Source organism: Reyranella sp. CPCC 100927 (assembly GCF_007859315.1).
GTDB lineage: Bacteria > Pseudomonadota > Alphaproteobacteria > Reyranellales > Reyranellaceae > Vineibacter.
On the sequence record NZ_VOHA01000009.1, the window covers coordinates 165,419 to 182,637 of the forward strand.

The following is a 17,219-nucleotide window of genomic DNA, read 5'->3' on the forward strand; positions in this document are numbered from 1 at the left end:
CTCCCACTCACACCCGGAAATACTCCGGCCGGCCCGCGGTCCACTGCTCGCCCCAGAGCTGGTTGCCGCCGTCGACGGTGATCACCTCGCCGGTGACGAACTTCCCCGACGGGCCGGCGAGGTAGCAGCAGGCGTCGGTGACATCCTGCACGTCGCCGAAGCGCTTCATCGGGTTGGAGCGGTCGAATTCGGCACGCGCTTCGTCGGGATAGACGTTCATGCCTTCGGTGGCGATCACGCCCGGCGCCACGCAGTTGACGCGCACGCGCAGCGGCGCCCATTCCACGGCCAGCGTCTTGCTGAGATAGATCACGCCGGCGCGCGCCGCGCAGGTGTGCGCCACGCCCGGCATGCCGCGCCACACCACGGCGACGACGTTGACGATGCTGCCGGTGGTGCCGGTATCGCGCCAACGCTTGGCCGCCTGCTGCATCATGTACCAGGGGCCGTTGAGGTTGGTGTCGATGACCGCGTTCCACCCCTTGGTCGAATAGTCGATGGCGGGCTGTGGAAACTGGCCGCCGGCATTGTTGATTTGCACATCGAGCCGGCCATGTTCCGTCCACACCGTGTCGATCAGCTGCTCGACCTGCGCCGGATCGCGGATCGTCATGGGATGAACCGAGCAGGTGCCGCCCACCTCGCGGATGGTGGCTGCGGTCGCCTCCAGGCGCTCGACGCGCCGGCCGCAGATCGCCAGCCGCGCGCCCAGGCGCGCGAACTGGATGGCGATCGCCTTGCCCAGCCCGCTGCCAGCGCCCGACACCAGCACCACCTGGCCGGCGAACAGGTCCGGACGGAAATGAAGCGGCAATTTCAGCAGGTCTTCGTCACTCAGTCCGAAGGAAACGGGCGTGCTCATCGGATCGGCTCCTCACCGGCCTGGCCAGTTGGGACGCCGGCGTTCGTTGAACGCGCGGAAGCCCTCGCGGGCATCCTCGGTGCGGGCCATCTGAACCAGGAAGTTCTGTGCGAAGTCGAGGCTCTGCGGCAGGGTCATGTCCTGGATGGCATGCAGGGCGTGCTTGCCCAACCGGACCGCGGTCGGTGAGTTGTCGGTGAAGCGGGCCAGGAACCAGTCGAGCTTGTCGTCGAGTTCGGCCGCCGGTGCGACGTGGTTGACGATGCCCAGCGCCTTGGCTTCGGCCGCCGTCCATGGCTCGCCGGTGACGCACATTTCCAGCAGGGCGCGGCGCGGCACGACACGCAGCATGTAGGGCAGGATCATCATGGGGAACAGGCCGATGCGCGCTTCGGGCGTGCCCAGTTTGGCCTCCTCGGCCGCCACCGCCATGTCGCAGGCGCACATCAGGCCGAAACCGCCGCCGAAGGCATGGCCGTTGACGCGCGCCACGATCGGCACGTCGCAGCGCTCCATCTCCTTGAACAGCTCGACGATCGGGTTGCGCGGCTGTGCCGGGTCGGCATCGAACGGATTGCCCTCGGCATCCGGCTTCACGTCGCCGCCGGCGCAGAATACGCGATCGCCGGCGCCCGTCAGCACCACGGCACGGATCGAGCGATCGTCCTGGGCCAGCCGGATGCCGTCGGAGATACCGCGCGCGACGTCCTCGTTCAGCGCGTTACGCCGCTCCTCGCGATCGATGATGATCCACAACGCGGCGCCGCGCCGCTCGCACGTGACTTCCAACATGGTGCAACTCCGCGCAGGACGATCCAGTCACCATAGTAGGAAGGGTCACTGACCGCCGGCAATAAAAATGAATGCCATTCACTTTCCGGGGTCCGGGTTGCGGTGACGTCATGGATGGCCGGCGCTGCCACGCATTGACCACGGACCACGGCCCGTGCAGATCGGGCTGGCGCATCAGGGAGACGCAAAGACGATGATCAGACGCAGACAGGTCATGCAGGCGGGTATGGCGATTGCCGCGACGGCGTCGGCGGGGCCTGTCGTCGGTCAAACGGGCGGGCAGCCCATCCGGCTGGTGGTACCCTATGGTCCCGGCGGGTCGACCGATACGGCGGGGCGGTTACTGGCCGAGCGCATGGCGGCCGATCTCGGCCGGTCGGTGATCGTCGACAACAAGCCGGGCGGCGGCACCATGGTCGGCATGCAGTCCGTCGCCCACAGCAAGCCCGACGGAACGACATTGCTGCTGACGACGACGACCGCGGCGCTGCTGCCGGCGTTCGACATTCCGCTGCCGATCGACCCGCAGAAGAGCCTGACGGCGGTCGCCCAGTTCGCCGACATCCCGGTTTTTCTCGGCGTACGGGCCAGCCATCCCGCCAAGACCCTGGCGGATTTCACCGCGTGGCTGAAGGAGCAGCCCGGCACGGTGCCCTACGGGACCTCAAGCACCGGCGGCCTGCCGCACCTGTGGGGCGAGCTTCTGAACCTGAAAGTCGGCCGCAAGCTGGAGCACATCCCCTACAAGGCGGCCGCCGAGGCGTTGCGCGACGTCGTCGCCGGCCACGTGCCGGCGTTCGTCGACGTCACCACGCCGGTCGACCAGCAGGTCCGTTCGGGCACGATGCGCGGGCTGATCGTCGGCGCGCCCAAGCGCGTTGCTGCCGTCCCGGACGTGCCGACGGCGCAGGAACTGGGCCTGCCGGATCTCGAGGCTGCCGTCTATTTCGGTGTCACGGCGCCGGCCGGAACGCCAGCGGACGTCATCGCGACCTACAACGCCGCCATCAACAAGGCGCTCGGCGTCGAGGCGGTGCGCGAGCGGCTGATGTCGCTGGGCTACATTCCCACGGGTGGTCCGGCACAGGCCTACACCGAGCGCCTGGCCAGCGAGACCGTGCGGTGGCGCAAGGTCATCAAGGAAGCCGGTATCAAGCCGCCGGCGTGATCGTCGTTCTTGCCTGCCGGGCATGCGTTTTCACGGCCGTCGGACGGGCAGAAAGTCGCGTAGGGTTCGGAACGTAACCAAGAGCGGCAGGGGAAACGATGGACGGCATAGTCAACGTCGACGATCTGCGGCGCGCGGCCAAGCGGCGGCTGCCCAAGATTGCGTTCGACTTCATCGAGGGCGGCGTCGAGGACGAGGATGGCCTGAATGTCAACGAACAGGCCTTCCGCCAGCACCGCCTGGTGCCGCGTTACCTGGTCGATGTCTCGACGCGCGATCAGTCGGCGCCCCTCTTCGGGCGAACCTACGCCAGTCCGTTCGGCATAGCGCCGACCGGCCTCGCCAGTCTGTTCCGGCCGGGTGCCGACCTGATGCTGGCCGCGGCGGCGCGCGAGGCCAACGTTCCCTTCATCATGTCGGGCAGCAGCACGGCCTCGATCGAGGATCTCGCCAAGGTCGCGCCCGACCATGGCTGGTACCAACTCTACGCCGCGCGCGACAAAAAGATCTCCGAGGACATGATCCGGCGCGCCGAAGCGGCTGGCTTGTCGACCCTGGTGCTCACGGTCGACGTGCCGGTGCATTCCAACCGCGAACGCAACCAGCGCAATGGCTTCACGCGGCCGCTGAAACTGTCCTGGGGCACCAAGCTCGAGGCACTGCGCCATCCGGGCTGGCTGGCGGGATACCTGAAACAGGGCACACCCATGTTTTCCAACTGGGCGCCCTATGTCGAGAAGGGTGCCAGCGCCGATGCCGTCGCTGCCTTTGTCGCCAGCCAGACGGCCGCGCCACTCACCTGGCGCGACGTCGAGTCGTTTCGACGCCTGTGGCCGCGAAAATTCGTGATCAAAGGAATCATGCACAGCGATGACGCCGTCCGGGCCGCGTCGCTGGGCGTCGACGGGATCATGGTGTCCAACCATGGCGCGCGACAGCTGGACCGGGCGCCGTCGCCGGTGGACGTGCTTCCGGCCATCCGCGACGCCGTCGGCGATCGTCTCACCCTGATGCTGGATAGTGGCGTGCGCCGTGGCGTCGATGCGCTGACCGCCCTGTGCCTGGGCGCCAAGTTCGTCTTTGTCGGCCGTGCCACCCTCTACGGGGCCACCGTGGGCGGTCAGGCCGGCGTCACCAAGGCAATCAATATTCTGCGTCGCGAAATTGATCTGACCATGGGCCAGATCGGCTGTCCGAGCCTTGACCACCTGGGACCCGACTTTTTGCTACGGGAGCGCGAAGAGGATTGGCGCCGCAACCAGCGGTCCTAGCGGCTGCGACAGAGGCCGTCGTCTGGCAGGCGTGAAATCACCATGACCGGCGGCGGCCACCAAACGCGACGATTTCACGTCCTGACCGTTGCTGTTTTGCCAGTCGGCTGCGCGCGGTGTTCTACTTTCCCGTGCGTGGGACCGTGTTAGCAAAACACCAAGGTCATTTCATCATGTGCAAGACATTCTTCGTTGCGCCAGGATTTGAAGCCGTCAATCGGGGCGTTTGGCACGGAGCCGGGCTGTTGCTGGCCATCGAGGAAGGGGAGAGCGTCGCGGTCTACGCCAATTCCAGCGGTGCGTCGAAGACGTGCGTGGGAACCTATCTGTACGCCCAGCTCGATGCCTCGGTACCCCCCGACGGTCTCATGCGCGACCATCGAAACGATCTGCCGGCCAGTCTCGGGTTATCGAGCGCGGCCTGAAGGGGCGGCGCAGCATTCTCCCGCGGCGGCAGGCCGCCGCGCTGGAGGTTCAACGCGGTACTGGAGTAGCGTCACGCCAGCGGCTATGAACCGGGAATGACCGGACCCGCCGGCCTCGATCTCACCGACATTCACCACGCTTACGACGGCAACCCCGTGGTGCGTGACTTTGCGCTGGCCGTGGCGCCGGGCGAACTGGTGTGCCTGCTGGGCCCGTCAGGTTGCGGCAAGACCACGGTGCTGCGCCTGGTCGCCGGCCTGGAACCGCTGCAGCGCGGGCGCATCACCGTCGCCGGCCGCGTGGTCGGCGAGCCTGGGCGCGACCTGCCCCCCGAGGCGCGGGGCGTGGGTTTCGTGTTCCAGGACATGGCCCTGTTCCCCCATCTCGACATCGCCGGCAACGTCGGTTACGGGCTGCGCAAAATGGCGACGGCCGCCAAGCGGTCCCGTATCGAGGGCATGCTGAGCCGCGTGCACCTGGACGGCTACACCCGCGCCTGGCCGCATCAGCTTTCCGGTGGTCAGCAGCAGCGCGTCGCCCTGGCGCGCGCCTTGGCGCCGGCGCCGCGCGTCATCCTGCTCGACGAGCCGTTCTCGGGGCTGGATACGCGTCTGCGGTCGGCCGTGCGCGACGAGGCCCTGCACCTGCTGAAGTCGGACCAAGTCACGGCAATGGTCGTCACGCACGACCCGGAAGAAGCGATGTTCATGGCCGACCGCATCGCCGTCATGCGCGAGGGACGCCTGGAGCAGATCGGGTCGCCGTCAGAAATCTACACGCAGCCGGCCAGCGAATTCGTGGCTGAGTTCATGGGCGAGGTGAACCGTATCGATGGCGTGGTACAGGGCGGCGCCGTGCGCACGCCCTTCGGCATGCTGCCGGTGAACGGCCACGCTGACGGTTTGGCTGTCCACGTACTGATCCGGCCGGAGGCGCTGAAGGTGAACGGTGCCGAGCAGGGCATTGTCAGCGAACCGCCCATCGGTGTCCTGTCGGCCCGGGTGCTGGCGGCGCGGTTGTTGGGCCGTACCAGCTGGGTGCATGTCTGCCTGCAGACTGACCCGACGCATCGCCACGATGGCCCCGGCGGTCCTGAAACGCACAGCCACTGGCATGTGCGGGTCCCCGGCCAGTTTCTGCCGGCCGAAGGCAGTGACCTGCAGATCGCGCTGGATCCGCGGCAGGCCTTCGTTTTTCCGGCACCAGTCCCCACATGACAGGTGGCGCCCGGTGCAACTCTGCGCGAGGCTGAGTTGCGGCCCGGCGGGCGGTAGGCCATAAAACAGTTAAGGTTTCCGGGCACAGGTCCGGCCATCGACAGGCAGGAGGCGGGCTATGGGTAGTTTCAGCATTTGGCATTGGTTGATCGTGCTGGCGGTCGTACTGCTGCTGTTCGGCGGTCGCGGCAAGATCTCACAGCTGATGGGCGATTTCGGCAAAGGCCTGAGCGCCTTCAAGAAGGGCGTGTCTAGTGACGGCCAGCAGGACCAGGCAGCCAGGAGCAGCACGGCGCCCGGTGATGATGCCAAGCCGATCGGTCAGGGCTCGACCCACGATCCGGCTGCGACCGGGTCCAAGGAACACGCCAAGACCTGAGCTAAGTCCGGGCCGCGTACACCATGTTCGGCATCGACGCTCCCGAACTGCTGGTCATTGCCGCCATAGCGCTTGTCGTGATCGGCCCGAAGGAATTGCCGGGCATGTTGCGCACGGTCGGCCGCTGGATGGCGACGGCGCGCAACATGGCGGGCGAATTCCGCGGCCATGTCGACGACATGATGCGGCAGGCTGACCTGGATGAGCTGAAGAAGCAGGTCGAGGCCGGCACCAAGGATGCGGTGCTCGATCTGCAAGGGCTCGACCCGACGCGCGAGATCAAGGCGGCCATCGCCGAAGGCGCCAGCGACGTGGAAAAGGAAATGGCGGCCGCGCGCGCTTCGATCGACTCGGCGACTGCCGATGCCCAGGTGCCGCCGCCCGTCGCCACGGCGGAGCTCGCGGCTCCCGTCGAACCCGACGCGACGATATCGCCGGTGGAGGCGGAGGTGGCCGCCGTACCGCCGGTCAGCGACAACGTTGCTTCGGTTCCGGCCGAAACGTCCCCGAGCGAACCCGTCGTACCAACGCCTGCCAACCAGCCGGCGGCGCCGCCCAAGGTCGCCGTCGGTTGACGATCGGACATGTCCTCGCCCCGTCTGTGGGGCGAGAGTTCAAAGAACGGAGTGCTCCGGTGCTTGACCTGCGCCCCAATTGCGAATGTTGCGACAAGGACCTGCCCAACGGCGCCTCCGATGCGCTGATCTGCACGTTCGAGTGTACTTTCTGCGCGACGTGTGCGCAGACCCGCTTCGGCGGCCGCTGCCCTAACTGCGGCGGCGACTTGGTCCAGCGGCCGACCCGGCCGGAGCGGCTGCTGGCCAAATTCCCGCCCTCGACCAAGCGGGTGAACAAAGAGCATGCACCCTGCGTCCAGGCTGCCGAATAAAGATTCAGAATAACTGAGAATACCGGGTGCCGGGAACGGCACCCGCGACCGCACTGCCGTTGCGCCGGGTGACCCCCACGGCTATGGTCCGCGCCCTATCGCCCCCCGGACCATGTCAGACCTTCGTTACATCAGTACCCGCCAGGGTTCGCGCACTCCTTTGGAACGGCTCACCTTCGAACAGGTGATGCTGGCTGGCCTCGCTCGTGATGGCGGCCTTTACGTGCCGGAACGGTGGCCTGTCCTGTCGCCCGCCGACATCGCGGCGCTGCGCGGCCTGCCGTATGCCGAGCTGGCGACCCGCATCATGGCGCCGTTCGTGGGCGATACCGTCGATGCCGCGACCTTCAGCCGGCTGGTGCGCGAGGCCTACGCCTCGTTCGATGACGCCGAGGTCGTGCGCCTCAAGGCGCTGCCGGTTGACGGGCTGCACCTGCTCGAGCTGTTCCACGGCCCGACGTTCGCTTTCAAGGATGTGGCGCTGCAACTGCTGGGGCGCCTGCTGGACGCGCTGCTGACCCGCTCGGGACACCGCGCCCGCATCGTGGGCGCCACGTCGGGCGATACCGGCTCGGCCGCCATCGAGGCCGTTCGTGACCGCAAGGCCATCGACATCTTCATGCTCCACCCGCAAGGGCGCGTCAGCGAGGTGCAGCGGCGGCAGATGACGACCGTGCTGTCGCCCAACGTGCACAACATCGCGATCGAGGGCACGTTCGACGACTGCCAGGACCTGGCCAAGGCCTGCTTCAACGATCTGGCGTTCCGCGACCGCCACCACCTGACGGCGGTGAACTCGATCAACTTCGCGCGCGTCATGGCGCAGATCGTCTACTACTTCCATGCCGCCCTGCAGCTCGGCGCGCCCGACCGGCCGGTGTCGTTCTGCGTGCCGACGGGCAATTTCGGCAACATCTATGCCGGCTACGCCGCGCGTGCGATGGGATTGCCGATCGAGCGGCTGCTGATTGCGTCCAACAGCAACGACATCCTGACGCGCTTCATCGAAAGCGGCGAGCAGCGCATCACCGGCGTCACGCCGACCTTCTCGCCCAGCATGGACATCCAGGTCTCGAGCAACTTCGAGCGCTACCTGTTCGACCTGTTCGACCGCGACGGCAAGGCACTGGCAGCGGCCATGGAGAGCTTCCGCGCGAGCGGCAACATGAATGTCAGTGCCGCGCAGCTCGCCCGTGCCCGGGCCACGTTCGATGCCGGCCGGCTGGATGACGGTGACACCCTGCGGGCCATCGCCGATGCCCAACGCGAGACCGGCGAACTGCTCGATCCGCATACTGCCGTCGGCTACGCCGTGGCGCGCCAGAAGCGCGGCGATCGCGCGGTGCCGATGGTCGTGTTGAGCACGGCGCATCCGGCCAAATTCCCCGACGCGGTCAAGCAGGCGACCGGCGAGGCGCCGCCGATGCCGGCCCGCCTGGCGGCCCTGGCGGCCAAGCCGGAGCGCTACCAGACTTTGCCCAATGACATCGGCGCACTGAAGCGCCTGATGGATGACGCCGCGGTGTTCGCATGACCATACGCATCACGACTCTGGACAATGGCCTGCGCGTCGTCACCGACACAATGGACCATGTCGAGACCGTGGCGCTGGGCATGTGGGTGGCGGCGGGCGCCCGGCACGAGCCGGCGCCGCGCAACGGCATCGCGCACCTGCTCGAGCATATGGCCTTCAAGGGCACCAAGCGGCGCACCGCGCGGGGCATTGCCGAAGAGATCGAGAATGTCGGCGGCAGCCTCAATGCCTTCACCGGCCGGGAGCTCACCGCCTACCACGCCGCCGTCCTGAAGGACGACGTCGCGCTGGCCGTCGACCTGGTGGCCGACATCCTGCTCGACTCGACCTTCGTCGAGGAAGAGCTGCAGCGCGAGCGCGGTGTCGTGCTGCAGGAGATCGGCCAGGCCAACGACACGCCCGACGACGTGATCTTCGACAACTTCCAGGCCGTGGCCTTTCCGGAACAAGCGCTGGGCCGGCCGGTGCTGGGGACCGAGGCGACGGTCAACGCGATTGCCCGCGACGACCTCTTCGACTGGCTGCGCAACCGCTACGTCGCCGAGCGCATGGTGCTGTCGGCGGGCGGTGCGATCGAGCACGACCGCTTTGTCGACCTGGCGAACAAGGCGTTCGGACGGCTGCCGCGTGCCACCGGTGACGTCGCTGTAACGGCCCCGGTCTTCGCCGGCGGCGATCGGCGTGACAGCGACGACCTCGAGCAGGCCCACCTGGTGATCGGCGGCGAGGCGTTCAGCTATCTCGACCCCGATCATCATGCGCTGGCCGTGTTTTCGACCCTGTTCGGCGGCGGCATGTCCTCTCGCCTGTTCCAGCGCATTCGCGAGGACAGGGGCCTGGTCTATTCGATCTATTCGTTCAACGCCGCCTATCGCGACGGCGGCCTGTTCGGGATCTACGCCGGCACCGCCGGCGACAGCCTGCCCGAGCTGGTGCCGATCGTGTGCGAGGAATTCCGCAAGGTGGCTGACGACGTCGATGACGCCGAGGTTGCCCGCGCCCGGGCCCAGCTCAAGGCCGGCACCCTGATGGCACTGGAATCGAGCCATTCACGATGCGAGCAGGCGGCGCGGCAACTGCTGATCTACGGGCGGCCGATCCCCTACACGGAGACCGTCGACCGTATCGAGGCGGTCGACACCGATGCCGTGCGCCGGGTGGCACGCCGGCTGCTGGCTTCACCGCCCGCCGTCTGCGCCCTGGGGCCGATCGACAAGCTGGAAAGCTACGACGCCATCGCGCGGCGCCTGAAGGCCTGAAGGCCGTGCCCCGGATTGTGGGGGCCAGACATCCGATCCTCGGGCGTGAGAAATTCGCCGGGCTGGTGTATGGTGAGCGAAATCCTGGCGGGGTCCGCCCATCGATGTTCCGGTTCTCTGATGTGCCCCTGGCGTTGATGTCGACGCCGCGCCTGCAGGGGGAGCGTGTCTTTCTGCGCGCGCCTGCCGCCGACGACTGGCGTGAATGGGCCGAATTGCGCGCTGCCAGCCGGGCCTACCTGACGCCGTGGGAGCCGACCTGGGGCGAGGACGCCCTGACCCGCGACGCCTATCGCCGCCGCCTGCGGCACTACATGCAGGAGTGGCGGGCCGGCGAGGGCTACACGTTCTTCATCTTCCGCAGCAACCCGCGCCAGCTGGTGGGCGGTATCTCGGTATCCAACGTGCGCCGCGGCGTGGCCCAGAGCGCCAATGTCGGCTACTGGATGGGCCAGGCCCATGCCGGCCAGGGCCTGATGACCGAGGCGCTGCGCGCCATGTTGCCCTTCATCTTCGACGAGATCCGGCTGAACCGCCTGGAGGCGGCCTGCCTGCCGTCCAATGGGCCCAGCCGCGCCGTGCTGCACAAAGTCGGCTTCCGCGAGGAAGGCATCGCGCGGCACTACCTCAAGATCAACGGCAAGTGGCATGACCACCTGCTGTTCGGCCTGCTGGTCGGGGACTACCGAACGTTGTACGGCCGCTGACGCCGCCGTTTTACGACAGGCTGAAACCCACGGTGCAGGCGAGGGCCAGCAGCGCTGCCAGGACGAGCAGCATCATGGCTGCACAGGCCCGGCCATAGAGCCGCAGCGCCGCGTCGATATCGTCCGGTCTCACGTCGGCGCGGCCGTCGCCCATCCAGGCATCCTCGACACGCGTGCCATCGTAGACACGCGGCCCGGCCAGCCGCAGGTCCAGCGCGCCGGCCAGGGCGGCTTCGGGCCAACCGGCATTGGGTGAGCGGTGGTGCCGGGCGTCGCGGCGGATCGCGCGGTATGCGCTTCCGACACTGCCGCCTGCCATAGCCGCCAGGACGATCAGCAATGCCGACAGCCGTGATGCCGGCAGGTTGACCAGGTCGTCCAGACGCGCCGCGGCCCAGCCGAAAGACTCGTGTCGCGGGCTGCGGTGGCCGATCATGCTGTCGGCCGTGTTGATCGCCTTGTAAAGCACCATGCCGGGCAGGCCGAGCAGCGCGAACCAGAGCGCCGGTGCCACGATGCCGTCGGAGAAGTTCTCGGCCAGGCTTTCGATCGCGGCGCGGCCGATGCCGGCTTCATCGAGCGCTTCGGGATCGCGGCCGACGATATGCGACACGGCGATCCTGCCGGGGGCGAGCCCGCCGGACCGAAGCGCGCTGCTGACCGCCGCCACGTGTGTGTAGAGACTGCGCTGCGCCAGAAGGCTGCCCGCCAGCAGCGCCTCGGCGGCCCAGCCGAACGGTATCGAGCGCAGAACATGGCTTATTGCCATCGCGGCAGTGGCCATGACCACCAGAAGGATGACCAGCGCGAGGACACCGCACAGGCGTCGCCGTCGTGCGGTGTCGTCATCCCGGTTGAGCGCGCCATCGAGCTCGCTGATCAGGCGGCCGATCCAGACGACGGGATGCGCTACCCGTGCGTACAGCCAGGCCGGATAGCCGCACAGTGCCTCCAGCGCCAAGGCCAGGGCCAGTACGGCGAACTGGTGCTGATCCGGTCCGCTCATGGCCGTTCGTGGCGCAGCAACGGCAGCAGGATCAGGCAGCAGGCGCCGCTGACCCCCGCCAGCAGGGCGAAATTCAGCGCGTAGGAATCGAACAGCGCCAGCAGCACGCTGAACAGCGGCGGCACCAGCAGGGCGCCGGAGAAGGTGAAGACCTGCGTGCCGCCGGTCACCGTGCCGACCATGCCGGGCGGGGCCCGGCGCGCCAGCTCGGCGAAGAAGACGCCGCCCCAGCCGATGGCCGTCGTGCCGTACAGCACCGATGCCATCGCAAGGCCGGTGAACGACCAGCGCGCATCGACGGCGGCCAGCGTCGCCGATCCTGCCGCCATGCCCAGGGTGAGGATGGCCAGGACCAGGACCGGCCGGCGGGTGGCGTCGGCGATAACGCCCCAGACGACGCGCGCCGCGGCGCCCGCGAACTGGCCGATCGACAAGATCAAGCCGGCGATCGCGAGGTCGAGCCCGATGCGCTCCACCAGGTAGACGACAAGGAAGGCGCCGAAGGTGACCTGCATGGCGGTGAAGACCAGCGACACCAGCGCCAGCCGACGCCAATGGTGATGGCGCCAGACCAGGCGCACCGGGGCCGGCAGCTCGCGCAACGCCGCGACGATGCCTCGCGCGTTGCCGCCGCGCGCGACGTCGAGCAGCGGGCGCAATGGCTCGATCGCGGCGGCCAGCGCCAAGCAGCAGAGCGCGACAGCCCACGCCGCCTGGTGCCAGCCGGCAAGCACGATCAACGCCGGGATGGCGAGGCCCGCCACCATGTTGCCCAGCGGGACGCCGGTCTGCTTGATCGAGAACGTCATGCTGGTCAGGTGCACGGGTGTCACGCGCGCCAGCACCTGCGAGCTGGAGGGCGTCGGCGGTCCCATGCCCATCCCCATGGCCAGCGCGGCGGGGATCAGCAGCCACACCGAGCCGAGGCCAAAGACCAGCAATGCCGCGGCACAGCACGCCAGCGCGACCTGGCTGACCCGCACGGCGCCATACCGCGCCGCCATCAACCCGCCGGCTGACGACGACAGGACGGCGGCGATGTAGACAAAGGCCATGAAATAGCCGACGTCGTTGCGCGAGACGCCCAGCGCCGGCGCCGCGACGGGCGCCATCACCGGTATCGACTGCACGGCGAACGAGCTCATCACCTGGATGGCCAGCATCGAGACCACGGCCAACAGGTAGATGCGTGTGCCGGCCGGCGTCGTGGCGTCGGTCATCGCGCTAGCGCTCGCCGCGGCGCAGCAGCCACGTGATGCTGATGGCGCTCAGCCCGGTGGCCACGGCCATGATCGCGAAACCGGCGGCGTAGGAGTGCGTCGCGTAGAGGATGCCGCGGAACAGCACCGGCCAGATGACCGGGCCGAGGAAGACGAAGAACGATGTGGCGCCGACAAACTCGCCGGCGCGTCCAGGCGGTGCCCGCCGGGCGCATTCCGAGATGAACACACCATTCCAGCCGATCGCCGTGCCACCCAGCACGACGGCCACGCCATGCAGCAGCCAGGACGGCCAGCCAACCTGCGCCGCGGCCATGGCGAACCCACCCAGGGCCATGATGCCGCCCAGCACCACCAGCATGGCCAGCGGCCGGCGCGTCGCGTCGGCCAGCGCGCCCCAGAAGACGCGGCCGACCATGCCGGCCGCGGTGGCGAAGGACAGCAGGATGCCGGCCGCGACATAGTCCAGAAGCAGTCCGTTCACGCCGTAGAGGACCGTGAAGTTCACGATCGTCGCCTGCATGGCGGAGAAGAACATCGCCGCCAGGCACAGGCGGCGCAGCACCGGATCGGCCCACGCCAGCTTCAGCGGATCGACGATCTGCTGGAACGTCGGCAGCAGCCGGCCAGTCGTCGCGCCGGCGGTGTCATAGAGCGGACGCAACGGCTGCAGCGCCAACGCGGTGATCACGCAGATGCCGGCGATCGCGGCAGCAACGGCCTGCCACCCATGCAGCTCGACACTGATGGGGATCAGCGCGCCGGCCAGGGCGTAGCCCAACGGCACGCCGCTCTGCTTGATGGAGAAGGTGAGGTTCGACAGGCGTGCCGGCGTGACGCGCGAGAGGATCTGGGAACTGGCCGCCGTCAGCGGGCCGCCGCCCAGTCCCAGGATGATCGCCGACAACGCCGCCAGGCCAATATGTCCCGACGCCAACGAGAGGCACGCAATCGCGGAAACGGTGAGCCCGCATTGGGTCAGCCGGATCGGGCCCAGCCGCAGCGCCATCGGCCCGCCCGCCATCGCGGCGTAGATCGAGACCAGATAGACGATCGAGACATAGTAGGCGACGTCGTCGGCGGCGACACCCAGCGCCGGCGCCGCGGCCGGCGCCAGAATGGCCGCGATGTTGAACGCCGTTGTCGACAGCATCTGCACTGCCGTCAGCGACAGCACGGCGATGATGTAGAGACGCGTATCGGTGGTGGCGGGCGCGGCGGTCGTTGTCATGCAACAGGTGAAAAGCGACGGATCGCGACCCTACTGATGGCGCCACGGCGATGCAGCCCTGACACACGCAACGCTGCCGTGCGCGCTTGATCTTGCGCGTAGCGCCCGGAGCGCGGGCGTCTCGCCCGCATTTGCCCGTAGCGTAAGCGAAGGGCAAAGCTTCCCTGAGTCGTCCTTCGATGTATGGGGATCCCTTCCTCCAGACGCCGTGAACGCGCCAAAATCAGGCGCGGCGGGGCGCGCTGCTCCATCGCCAATCTTGCGGACGTTCGACGAGCCTGGCCTTGACGGGATTGTTCTCGACGTACGCGATTATCGTAGCGAGATGACCTTCATCGCGCACATAGCGGTCGAAGTAATCGGCGGCCCACAAGCCGCCATTCCTGCTTAGAATGGTGTTGATCGCCTTGGCGGTGAACGACTTCCACGAGTGAACGATTCCTGGGAGCGAGTGCCGTCCGTCGGATTCGATCAGGGCATGCACGTGATTGGGCATGATGCGCCAAGCCAGCAGTCGATATCGGTCGCCATCGAGATGCAGCAGGGCATTTTCGACAACAGAGGCGCAATCGTCCTGTCGAAGGCAGCAATCACCGTAGCTGCCGTCAAGAAGCTGGTCGATCCGCCGTCGCCGCGCCACGTCTGCTACTGGAGTTTGGGCAAGCGAGGCAGGTAGACTGTCGCCCAGCCGGAAAGTGACGGACTGGACGAGGTCAGGATCATCCAGATGGGGCAGATAGCCCCTCGAATGCCAGCCTTTCGGTTCAGCAGACATGCCGCAACCCTTCGCCACAAGGCTACATGAAGGGCGAGAGGCTTGCAGCAAGTGCGCTCAGCGCTCACGGCCGCAAATTTCGCCCTCCGCTTGCGCTGCGGGCGAATGCGGGCGGGACGCCCGCGCTCCGGGCGCTACGCGCAAGACCCTCGCCGGACCTCAGCGCCGTCCGCTGCGTCGCGCCGGTTTGCCGCGGGAGCCCGACCCGGTCTTCACGCCGCGGAAGGTGCGCGAGTTCTGCATCTTGCCGTATGGAGTCGGCGCGGTGCCGCCGGCGGCTCCCGCCGTCGAGCGCGGCGCGACGGCGCCGGGCGGCAGGCCGAGGTCGTTCTCCTCCAGGCGGCGGATCTCGTCGCGCAGGCGCGCGGCCTCCTCGAACTCGAGGTTGCCGGCTGCCTCGCGCATGCGCTTCTCCAGCTCGGCAATGTGAGTTTGCAGGTTGTGGCCGATCAGCTGCACGTCGCCCGAGACGCCGGTGTCCACCGTGTAGTGGTCGCGCTCGGCGACCGACTGCAGCACCTCGTTGATGTTCTTGCGGATCGAAGCCGGTGTGATGCCGTGCTCTTCGTTGTAGGCCTGCTGCTTGGCGCGCCGCCGCTCGGTCTCGCCGATGGCGTATTTCAGCGCGTCGGTCATGCGGTCGGCGTACAGCAGCACGCGGCCGTCGACGTTGCGGGCGGCGCGGCCGATGGTTTGCACCAGCGACGTGGGCGAGCGCAGGAAGCCTTCCTTGTCGGCGTCGAGGATGGCGACCAGGGCGCATTCCGGGATGTCCAGGCCCTCGCGCAGCAGGTTGATGCCGATCAGCACGTCGAAAGCACCCAGCCGCAGGTCGCGGATGATCTCGATGCGCTCCAAGGTGTCGATGTCCGAATGCAGGTAGCGGCAGCGGATGCCGGCCTCGTGCATGTATTCGGTGAGGTCTTCGGCCATGCGCTTGGTCAGCACCGTGACCAGCACGCGCTCGCCGCGCTTGGCGCACTCGCGGCACTCGGCCAGCAGGTCGTCGACCTGCTTCTCGACCGGCCGGATGATGGTGACCGGATCGATCAGGCCGGTGGGGCGGATCACCTGCTCGACGAAGACGCCGCCGGTGCGCTCCATTTCCCACGGCCCCGGCGTTGCCGACACGAACATCGACAGCGGCCGCATCGCGTCCCACTCCTCGAACTTCAGCGGCCGGTTGTCGATGCACGAGGGCAGGCGGAAGCCGTACTCGGCCAGCACGCTCTTGCGGTTGAAGTCGCCGCGGAACATGCCGCCGATCTGCGGCACGGTGACGTGGCTTTCGTCGGCGATCAGCAGCGAGCCCTCGGGGAAGTACTCGAACAGCGACGGCGGCGGCTCGCCCGGCTTGCGGCCGGTGAGGTAGCGCGAATAGTTCTCGATGCCGGCGCACGAGCCCGTGGTCTCCAGCATCTCGATGTCGAACTGCGTGCGCTGCGCCAGCCGCTCGGCTTCCAGCAGCCGGCCGGCGCGGGTGTATTCGTCCAGGCGCTTCTTCAGGTCCTCGCGGATCTTCTGGATGGCGCCGGTCATCGTCGGCTTGGGCGTGACGTAGTGACTGTTGGCGTAGACCACGATGTCCTGCAGGCTGGTGGTCTTCTCGCCGGTCAGCGGATCGAACTCGGCGATGGCGTCGATCTCGTCGTCGAACAGCGAGATGCGCCAGGCGCGGTCCTCGTAGTGGGCCGGGAAGATCTCGATCGTGTCGCCGCGGGCGCGGAAGGTGCCGCGGCTGAAGGCCTGGTCGTTGCGCTTGTACTGGATCTCGACCAGGCGGCGCAGCAGCTCGGCGCGGTCGACCTTGTCGCCGACGCTGAGCCGGAACGTCATCGCCTGATAGTTCTCCAGCGGCCCGATGCCGTAGATGCACGACACCGAGGCCACGATCACCACGTCGTTGCGTTCCATCAGGGCGCGCGTGGCGGCGTGGCGCAGCCGGTCGATCTGTTCGTTGATCGACGAATCCTTCTCGATATACGTATCGCTGCGCGGCACGTACGCCTCGGGCTGGTAGTAGTCGTAGTAGGAGACGAAGTACTCGACGGCGTTCTCGGGGAAGAAGCTCTTCATCTCGCCGTAGAGCTGGGCTGCCAGCGTCTTGTTGGGCGCCATGATCAGGGTCGGGCGGTTCACCGACGCGATCACGTTGGCCATGGTGAAGGTCTTGCCCGAGCCGGTGACGCCCAGCAGCACCTGGTCGGTCTCGCCCTGCTGGACGCCGGCGATGAGTTGTCGGATCGCCTCGGGCTGGTCGCCGGCCGGCTTGTAGTCGGACACGACCTTGAACGGCATACCACCGTCGATGGGCGGCCGCCGCTGCAGCCAGGGCATGGAAAGGCGTGCAACGTGGGTATCGGGCATGGACGCTATATGGCGCCAGCCCCGCGACGGCGCCAACCCGATTCGATTTCGTCGGTTCGACAAGCCTGGGGGAATCATATAAAAGTGAGTGGTCGCCGCAAAAATTATTGACATCG

Annotated in this window: 17 protein-coding genes; 10 read left to right on the forward strand and 7 right to left on the reverse strand. The window is 67.6% G+C overall.

The window, feature by feature from the left end; all coding sequences use genetic code 11:
* Positions 1-7 precede the first annotated feature (7 nt).
* Positions 8-862 carry an SDR family oxidoreductase gene (locus FQU96_RS23615; protein ID WP_146543808.1) on the reverse strand — a complete coding sequence of 285 codons (855 nt, stop codon included), beginning with the start codon at positions 860-862 and terminating at the stop codon, positions 8-10.
* A gap of 12 nt (positions 863-874) precedes the next feature.
* Complete coding sequence (locus FQU96_RS23620; protein WP_146543809.1) at positions 875-1,654, reverse strand: enoyl-CoA hydratase-related protein; 780 nt, start codon at positions 1,652-1,654, stop codon at positions 875-877.
* Positions 1,655-1,847: 193 nt separating this feature from the next.
* Between FQU96_RS23620 and FQU96_RS23625 the strand changes: the two genes are divergently transcribed.
* The 10 genes from FQU96_RS23625 (at position 1,848) to FQU96_RS23670 (ending at position 10,504) form a co-directional block, all read left to right on the forward strand.
* The gene (locus tag FQU96_RS23625) at positions 1,848-2,822 is read left to right on the forward strand and encodes a tripartite tricarboxylate transporter substrate binding protein (protein ID WP_146543810.1); all 975 of its coding nucleotides are present in this window, start codon (positions 1,848-1,850) and stop codon (positions 2,820-2,822) included.
* 98 nt (positions 2,823-2,920) lie between these two features.
* Positions 2,921-4,093 (forward strand): alpha-hydroxy acid oxidase, encoded by a 1,173-nt coding sequence (locus FQU96_RS23630; RefSeq protein ID WP_146543811.1) that lies wholly within the window; start codon positions 2,921-2,923, stop codon positions 4,091-4,093.
* A 245-nt stretch (positions 4,094-4,338) separates the two neighbouring features.
* Positions 4,339-4,518 carry a hypothetical protein gene (locus FQU96_RS23635; RefSeq protein WP_146543812.1) on the forward strand — a complete coding sequence of 60 codons (180 nt, stop codon included), beginning with the start codon at positions 4,339-4,341 and terminating at the stop codon, positions 4,516-4,518.
* A gap of 96 nt (positions 4,519-4,614) precedes the next feature.
* On the forward strand, positions 4,615-5,736 hold the full coding sequence (locus FQU96_RS23640; RefSeq protein ID WP_146543813.1) for an ABC transporter ATP-binding protein: 1,122 nt from the start codon (positions 4,615-4,617) through the stop codon (positions 5,734-5,736).
* A gap of 118 nt (positions 5,737-5,854) precedes the next feature.
* The gene (locus FQU96_RS23645; protein ID WP_146543814.1) at positions 5,855-6,115 is read left to right on the forward strand and encodes a twin-arginine translocase TatA/TatE family subunit; all 261 of its coding nucleotides are present in this window, start codon (positions 5,855-5,857) and stop codon (positions 6,113-6,115) included.
* A 23-nt stretch (positions 6,116-6,138) separates the two neighbouring features.
* Positions 6,139-6,690 (forward strand): Sec-independent protein translocase protein TatB, encoded by a 552-nt coding sequence (tatB, locus tag FQU96_RS23650; RefSeq protein WP_146543815.1) that lies wholly within the window; start codon positions 6,139-6,141, stop codon positions 6,688-6,690.
* A 59-nt stretch (positions 6,691-6,749) separates the two neighbouring features.
* Positions 6,750-7,004: a DUF1272 domain-containing protein gene (locus FQU96_RS23655; RefSeq protein ID WP_146543816.1), complete on the forward strand. Its 255-nt coding sequence runs from the start codon at positions 6,750-6,752 to the stop codon at positions 7,002-7,004.
* A 112-nt stretch (positions 7,005-7,116) separates the two neighbouring features.
* The gene (gene thrC, locus FQU96_RS23660; protein ID WP_146543817.1) at positions 7,117-8,538 is read left to right on the forward strand and encodes a threonine synthase; all 1,422 of its coding nucleotides are present in this window, start codon (positions 7,117-7,119) and stop codon (positions 8,536-8,538) included.
* Positions 8,535-9,797: a pitrilysin family protein gene (locus tag FQU96_RS23665; RefSeq protein ID WP_146543818.1), complete on the forward strand. Its 1,263-nt coding sequence runs from the start codon at positions 8,535-8,537 to the stop codon at positions 9,795-9,797. Before thrC ends, FQU96_RS23665 begins: the two co-directional genes overlap by 4 nt.
* A gap of 104 nt (positions 9,798-9,901) precedes the next feature.
* Entirely contained in the window at positions 9,902-10,504 is a 603-nt protein-coding gene (locus FQU96_RS23670; RefSeq protein ID WP_255468459.1) for a GNAT family N-acetyltransferase, read from the forward strand.
* Between the two features lie 10 nt (positions 10,505-10,514).
* Here FQU96_RS23670 and cbiB read toward each other — a convergent pair whose 3' ends face one another.
* The 5 genes from cbiB to uvrB all read right to left on the reverse strand — a co-directional run bounded on the left by cbiB (position 10,515) and on the right by uvrB (position 17,217).
* On the reverse strand, positions 10,515-11,510 hold the full coding sequence (gene cbiB / locus FQU96_RS23675; protein WP_146543819.1) for an adenosylcobinamide-phosphate synthase CbiB: 996 nt from the start codon (positions 11,508-11,510) through the stop codon (positions 10,515-10,517).
* Positions 11,507-12,730 (reverse strand): MFS transporter, encoded by a 1,224-nt coding sequence (locus FQU96_RS23680; protein WP_146543820.1) that lies wholly within the window; start codon positions 12,728-12,730, stop codon positions 11,507-11,509. The genes cbiB and FQU96_RS23680 overlap by 4 nt, the downstream gene beginning before the upstream one ends.
* Before the next feature lie 4 nt (positions 12,731-12,734).
* The gene (locus tag FQU96_RS23685; RefSeq protein WP_146543821.1) at positions 12,735-13,961 is read right to left on the reverse strand and encodes an MFS transporter; all 1,227 of its coding nucleotides are present in this window, start codon (positions 13,959-13,961) and stop codon (positions 12,735-12,737) included.
* A 223-nt stretch (positions 13,962-14,184) separates the two neighbouring features.
* On the reverse strand, positions 14,185-14,736 hold the full coding sequence (locus tag FQU96_RS23690) for a transposase (RefSeq protein WP_146543822.1): 552 nt from the start codon (positions 14,734-14,736) through the stop codon (positions 14,185-14,187).
* 159 nt (positions 14,737-14,895) lie between these two features.
* Positions 14,896-17,217, reverse strand: coding sequence for an excinuclease ABC subunit UvrB (uvrB, locus tag FQU96_RS23695; RefSeq protein WP_370461387.1), 2,322 nt, complete (start codon positions 17,215-17,217; stop codon positions 14,896-14,898).
* Positions 17,218-17,219: the final 2 nt, after the last annotated feature.

What these genes read in the sequence shown, in the direction of transcription:
- FQU96_RS23615 (WP_146543808.1), bottom strand. Translation starts at nt 862, where the DNA reads ATGAGCACGCCCGTTTCCTTCGGACTGAGTGACGAAGACCTGCTGAAA.
- FQU96_RS23620 (WP_146543809.1), bottom strand. Translation starts at nt 1,654, where the DNA reads ATGTTGGAAGTCACGTGCGAGCGGCGCGGCGCCGCGTTGTGGATCATC.
- FQU96_RS23625 (WP_146543810.1), top strand. Translation starts at nt 1,848, where the DNA reads ATGATCAGACGCAGACAGGTCATGCAGGCGGGTATGGCGATTGCCGCG.
- FQU96_RS23630 (WP_146543811.1), top strand. Translation starts at nt 2,921, where the DNA reads ATGGACGGCATAGTCAACGTCGACGATCTGCGGCGCGCGGCCAAGCGG.
- FQU96_RS23640 (WP_146543813.1), top strand. Translation starts at nt 4,615, where the DNA reads ATGACCGGACCCGCCGGCCTCGATCTCACCGACATTCACCACGCTTAC.
- FQU96_RS23645 (WP_146543814.1), top strand. Translation starts at nt 5,855, where the DNA reads ATGGGTAGTTTCAGCATTTGGCATTGGTTGATCGTGCTGGCGGTCGTA.
- tatB (WP_146543815.1), top strand. Translation starts at nt 6,139, where the DNA reads ATGTTCGGCATCGACGCTCCCGAACTGCTGGTCATTGCCGCCATAGCG.
- thrC (WP_146543817.1), top strand. Translation starts at nt 7,117, where the DNA reads ATGTCAGACCTTCGTTACATCAGTACCCGCCAGGGTTCGCGCACTCCT.
- FQU96_RS23665 (WP_146543818.1), top strand. Translation starts at nt 8,535, where the DNA reads ATGACCATACGCATCACGACTCTGGACAATGGCCTGCGCGTCGTCACC.
- FQU96_RS23670 (WP_255468459.1), top strand. Translation starts at nt 9,902, where the DNA reads ATGTTCCGGTTCTCTGATGTGCCCCTGGCGTTGATGTCGACGCCGCGC.
- cbiB (WP_146543819.1), bottom strand. Translation starts at nt 11,510, where the DNA reads ATGAGCGGACCGGATCAGCACCAGTTCGCCGTACTGGCCCTGGCCTTG.
- FQU96_RS23680 (WP_146543820.1), bottom strand. Translation starts at nt 12,730, where the DNA reads ATGACCGACGCCACGACGCCGGCCGGCACACGCATCTACCTGTTGGCC.
- FQU96_RS23685 (WP_146543821.1), bottom strand. Translation starts at nt 13,961, where the DNA reads ATGACAACGACCGCCGCGCCCGCCACCACCGATACGCGTCTCTACATC.
- FQU96_RS23690 (WP_146543822.1), bottom strand. Translation starts at nt 14,736, where the DNA reads ATGTCTGCTGAACCGAAAGGCTGGCATTCGAGGGGCTATCTGCCCCAT.
- uvrB (WP_370461387.1), bottom strand. Translation starts at nt 17,217, where the DNA reads ATGTCAATAATTTTTGCGGCGACCACTCACTTTTATATGATTCCCCCA.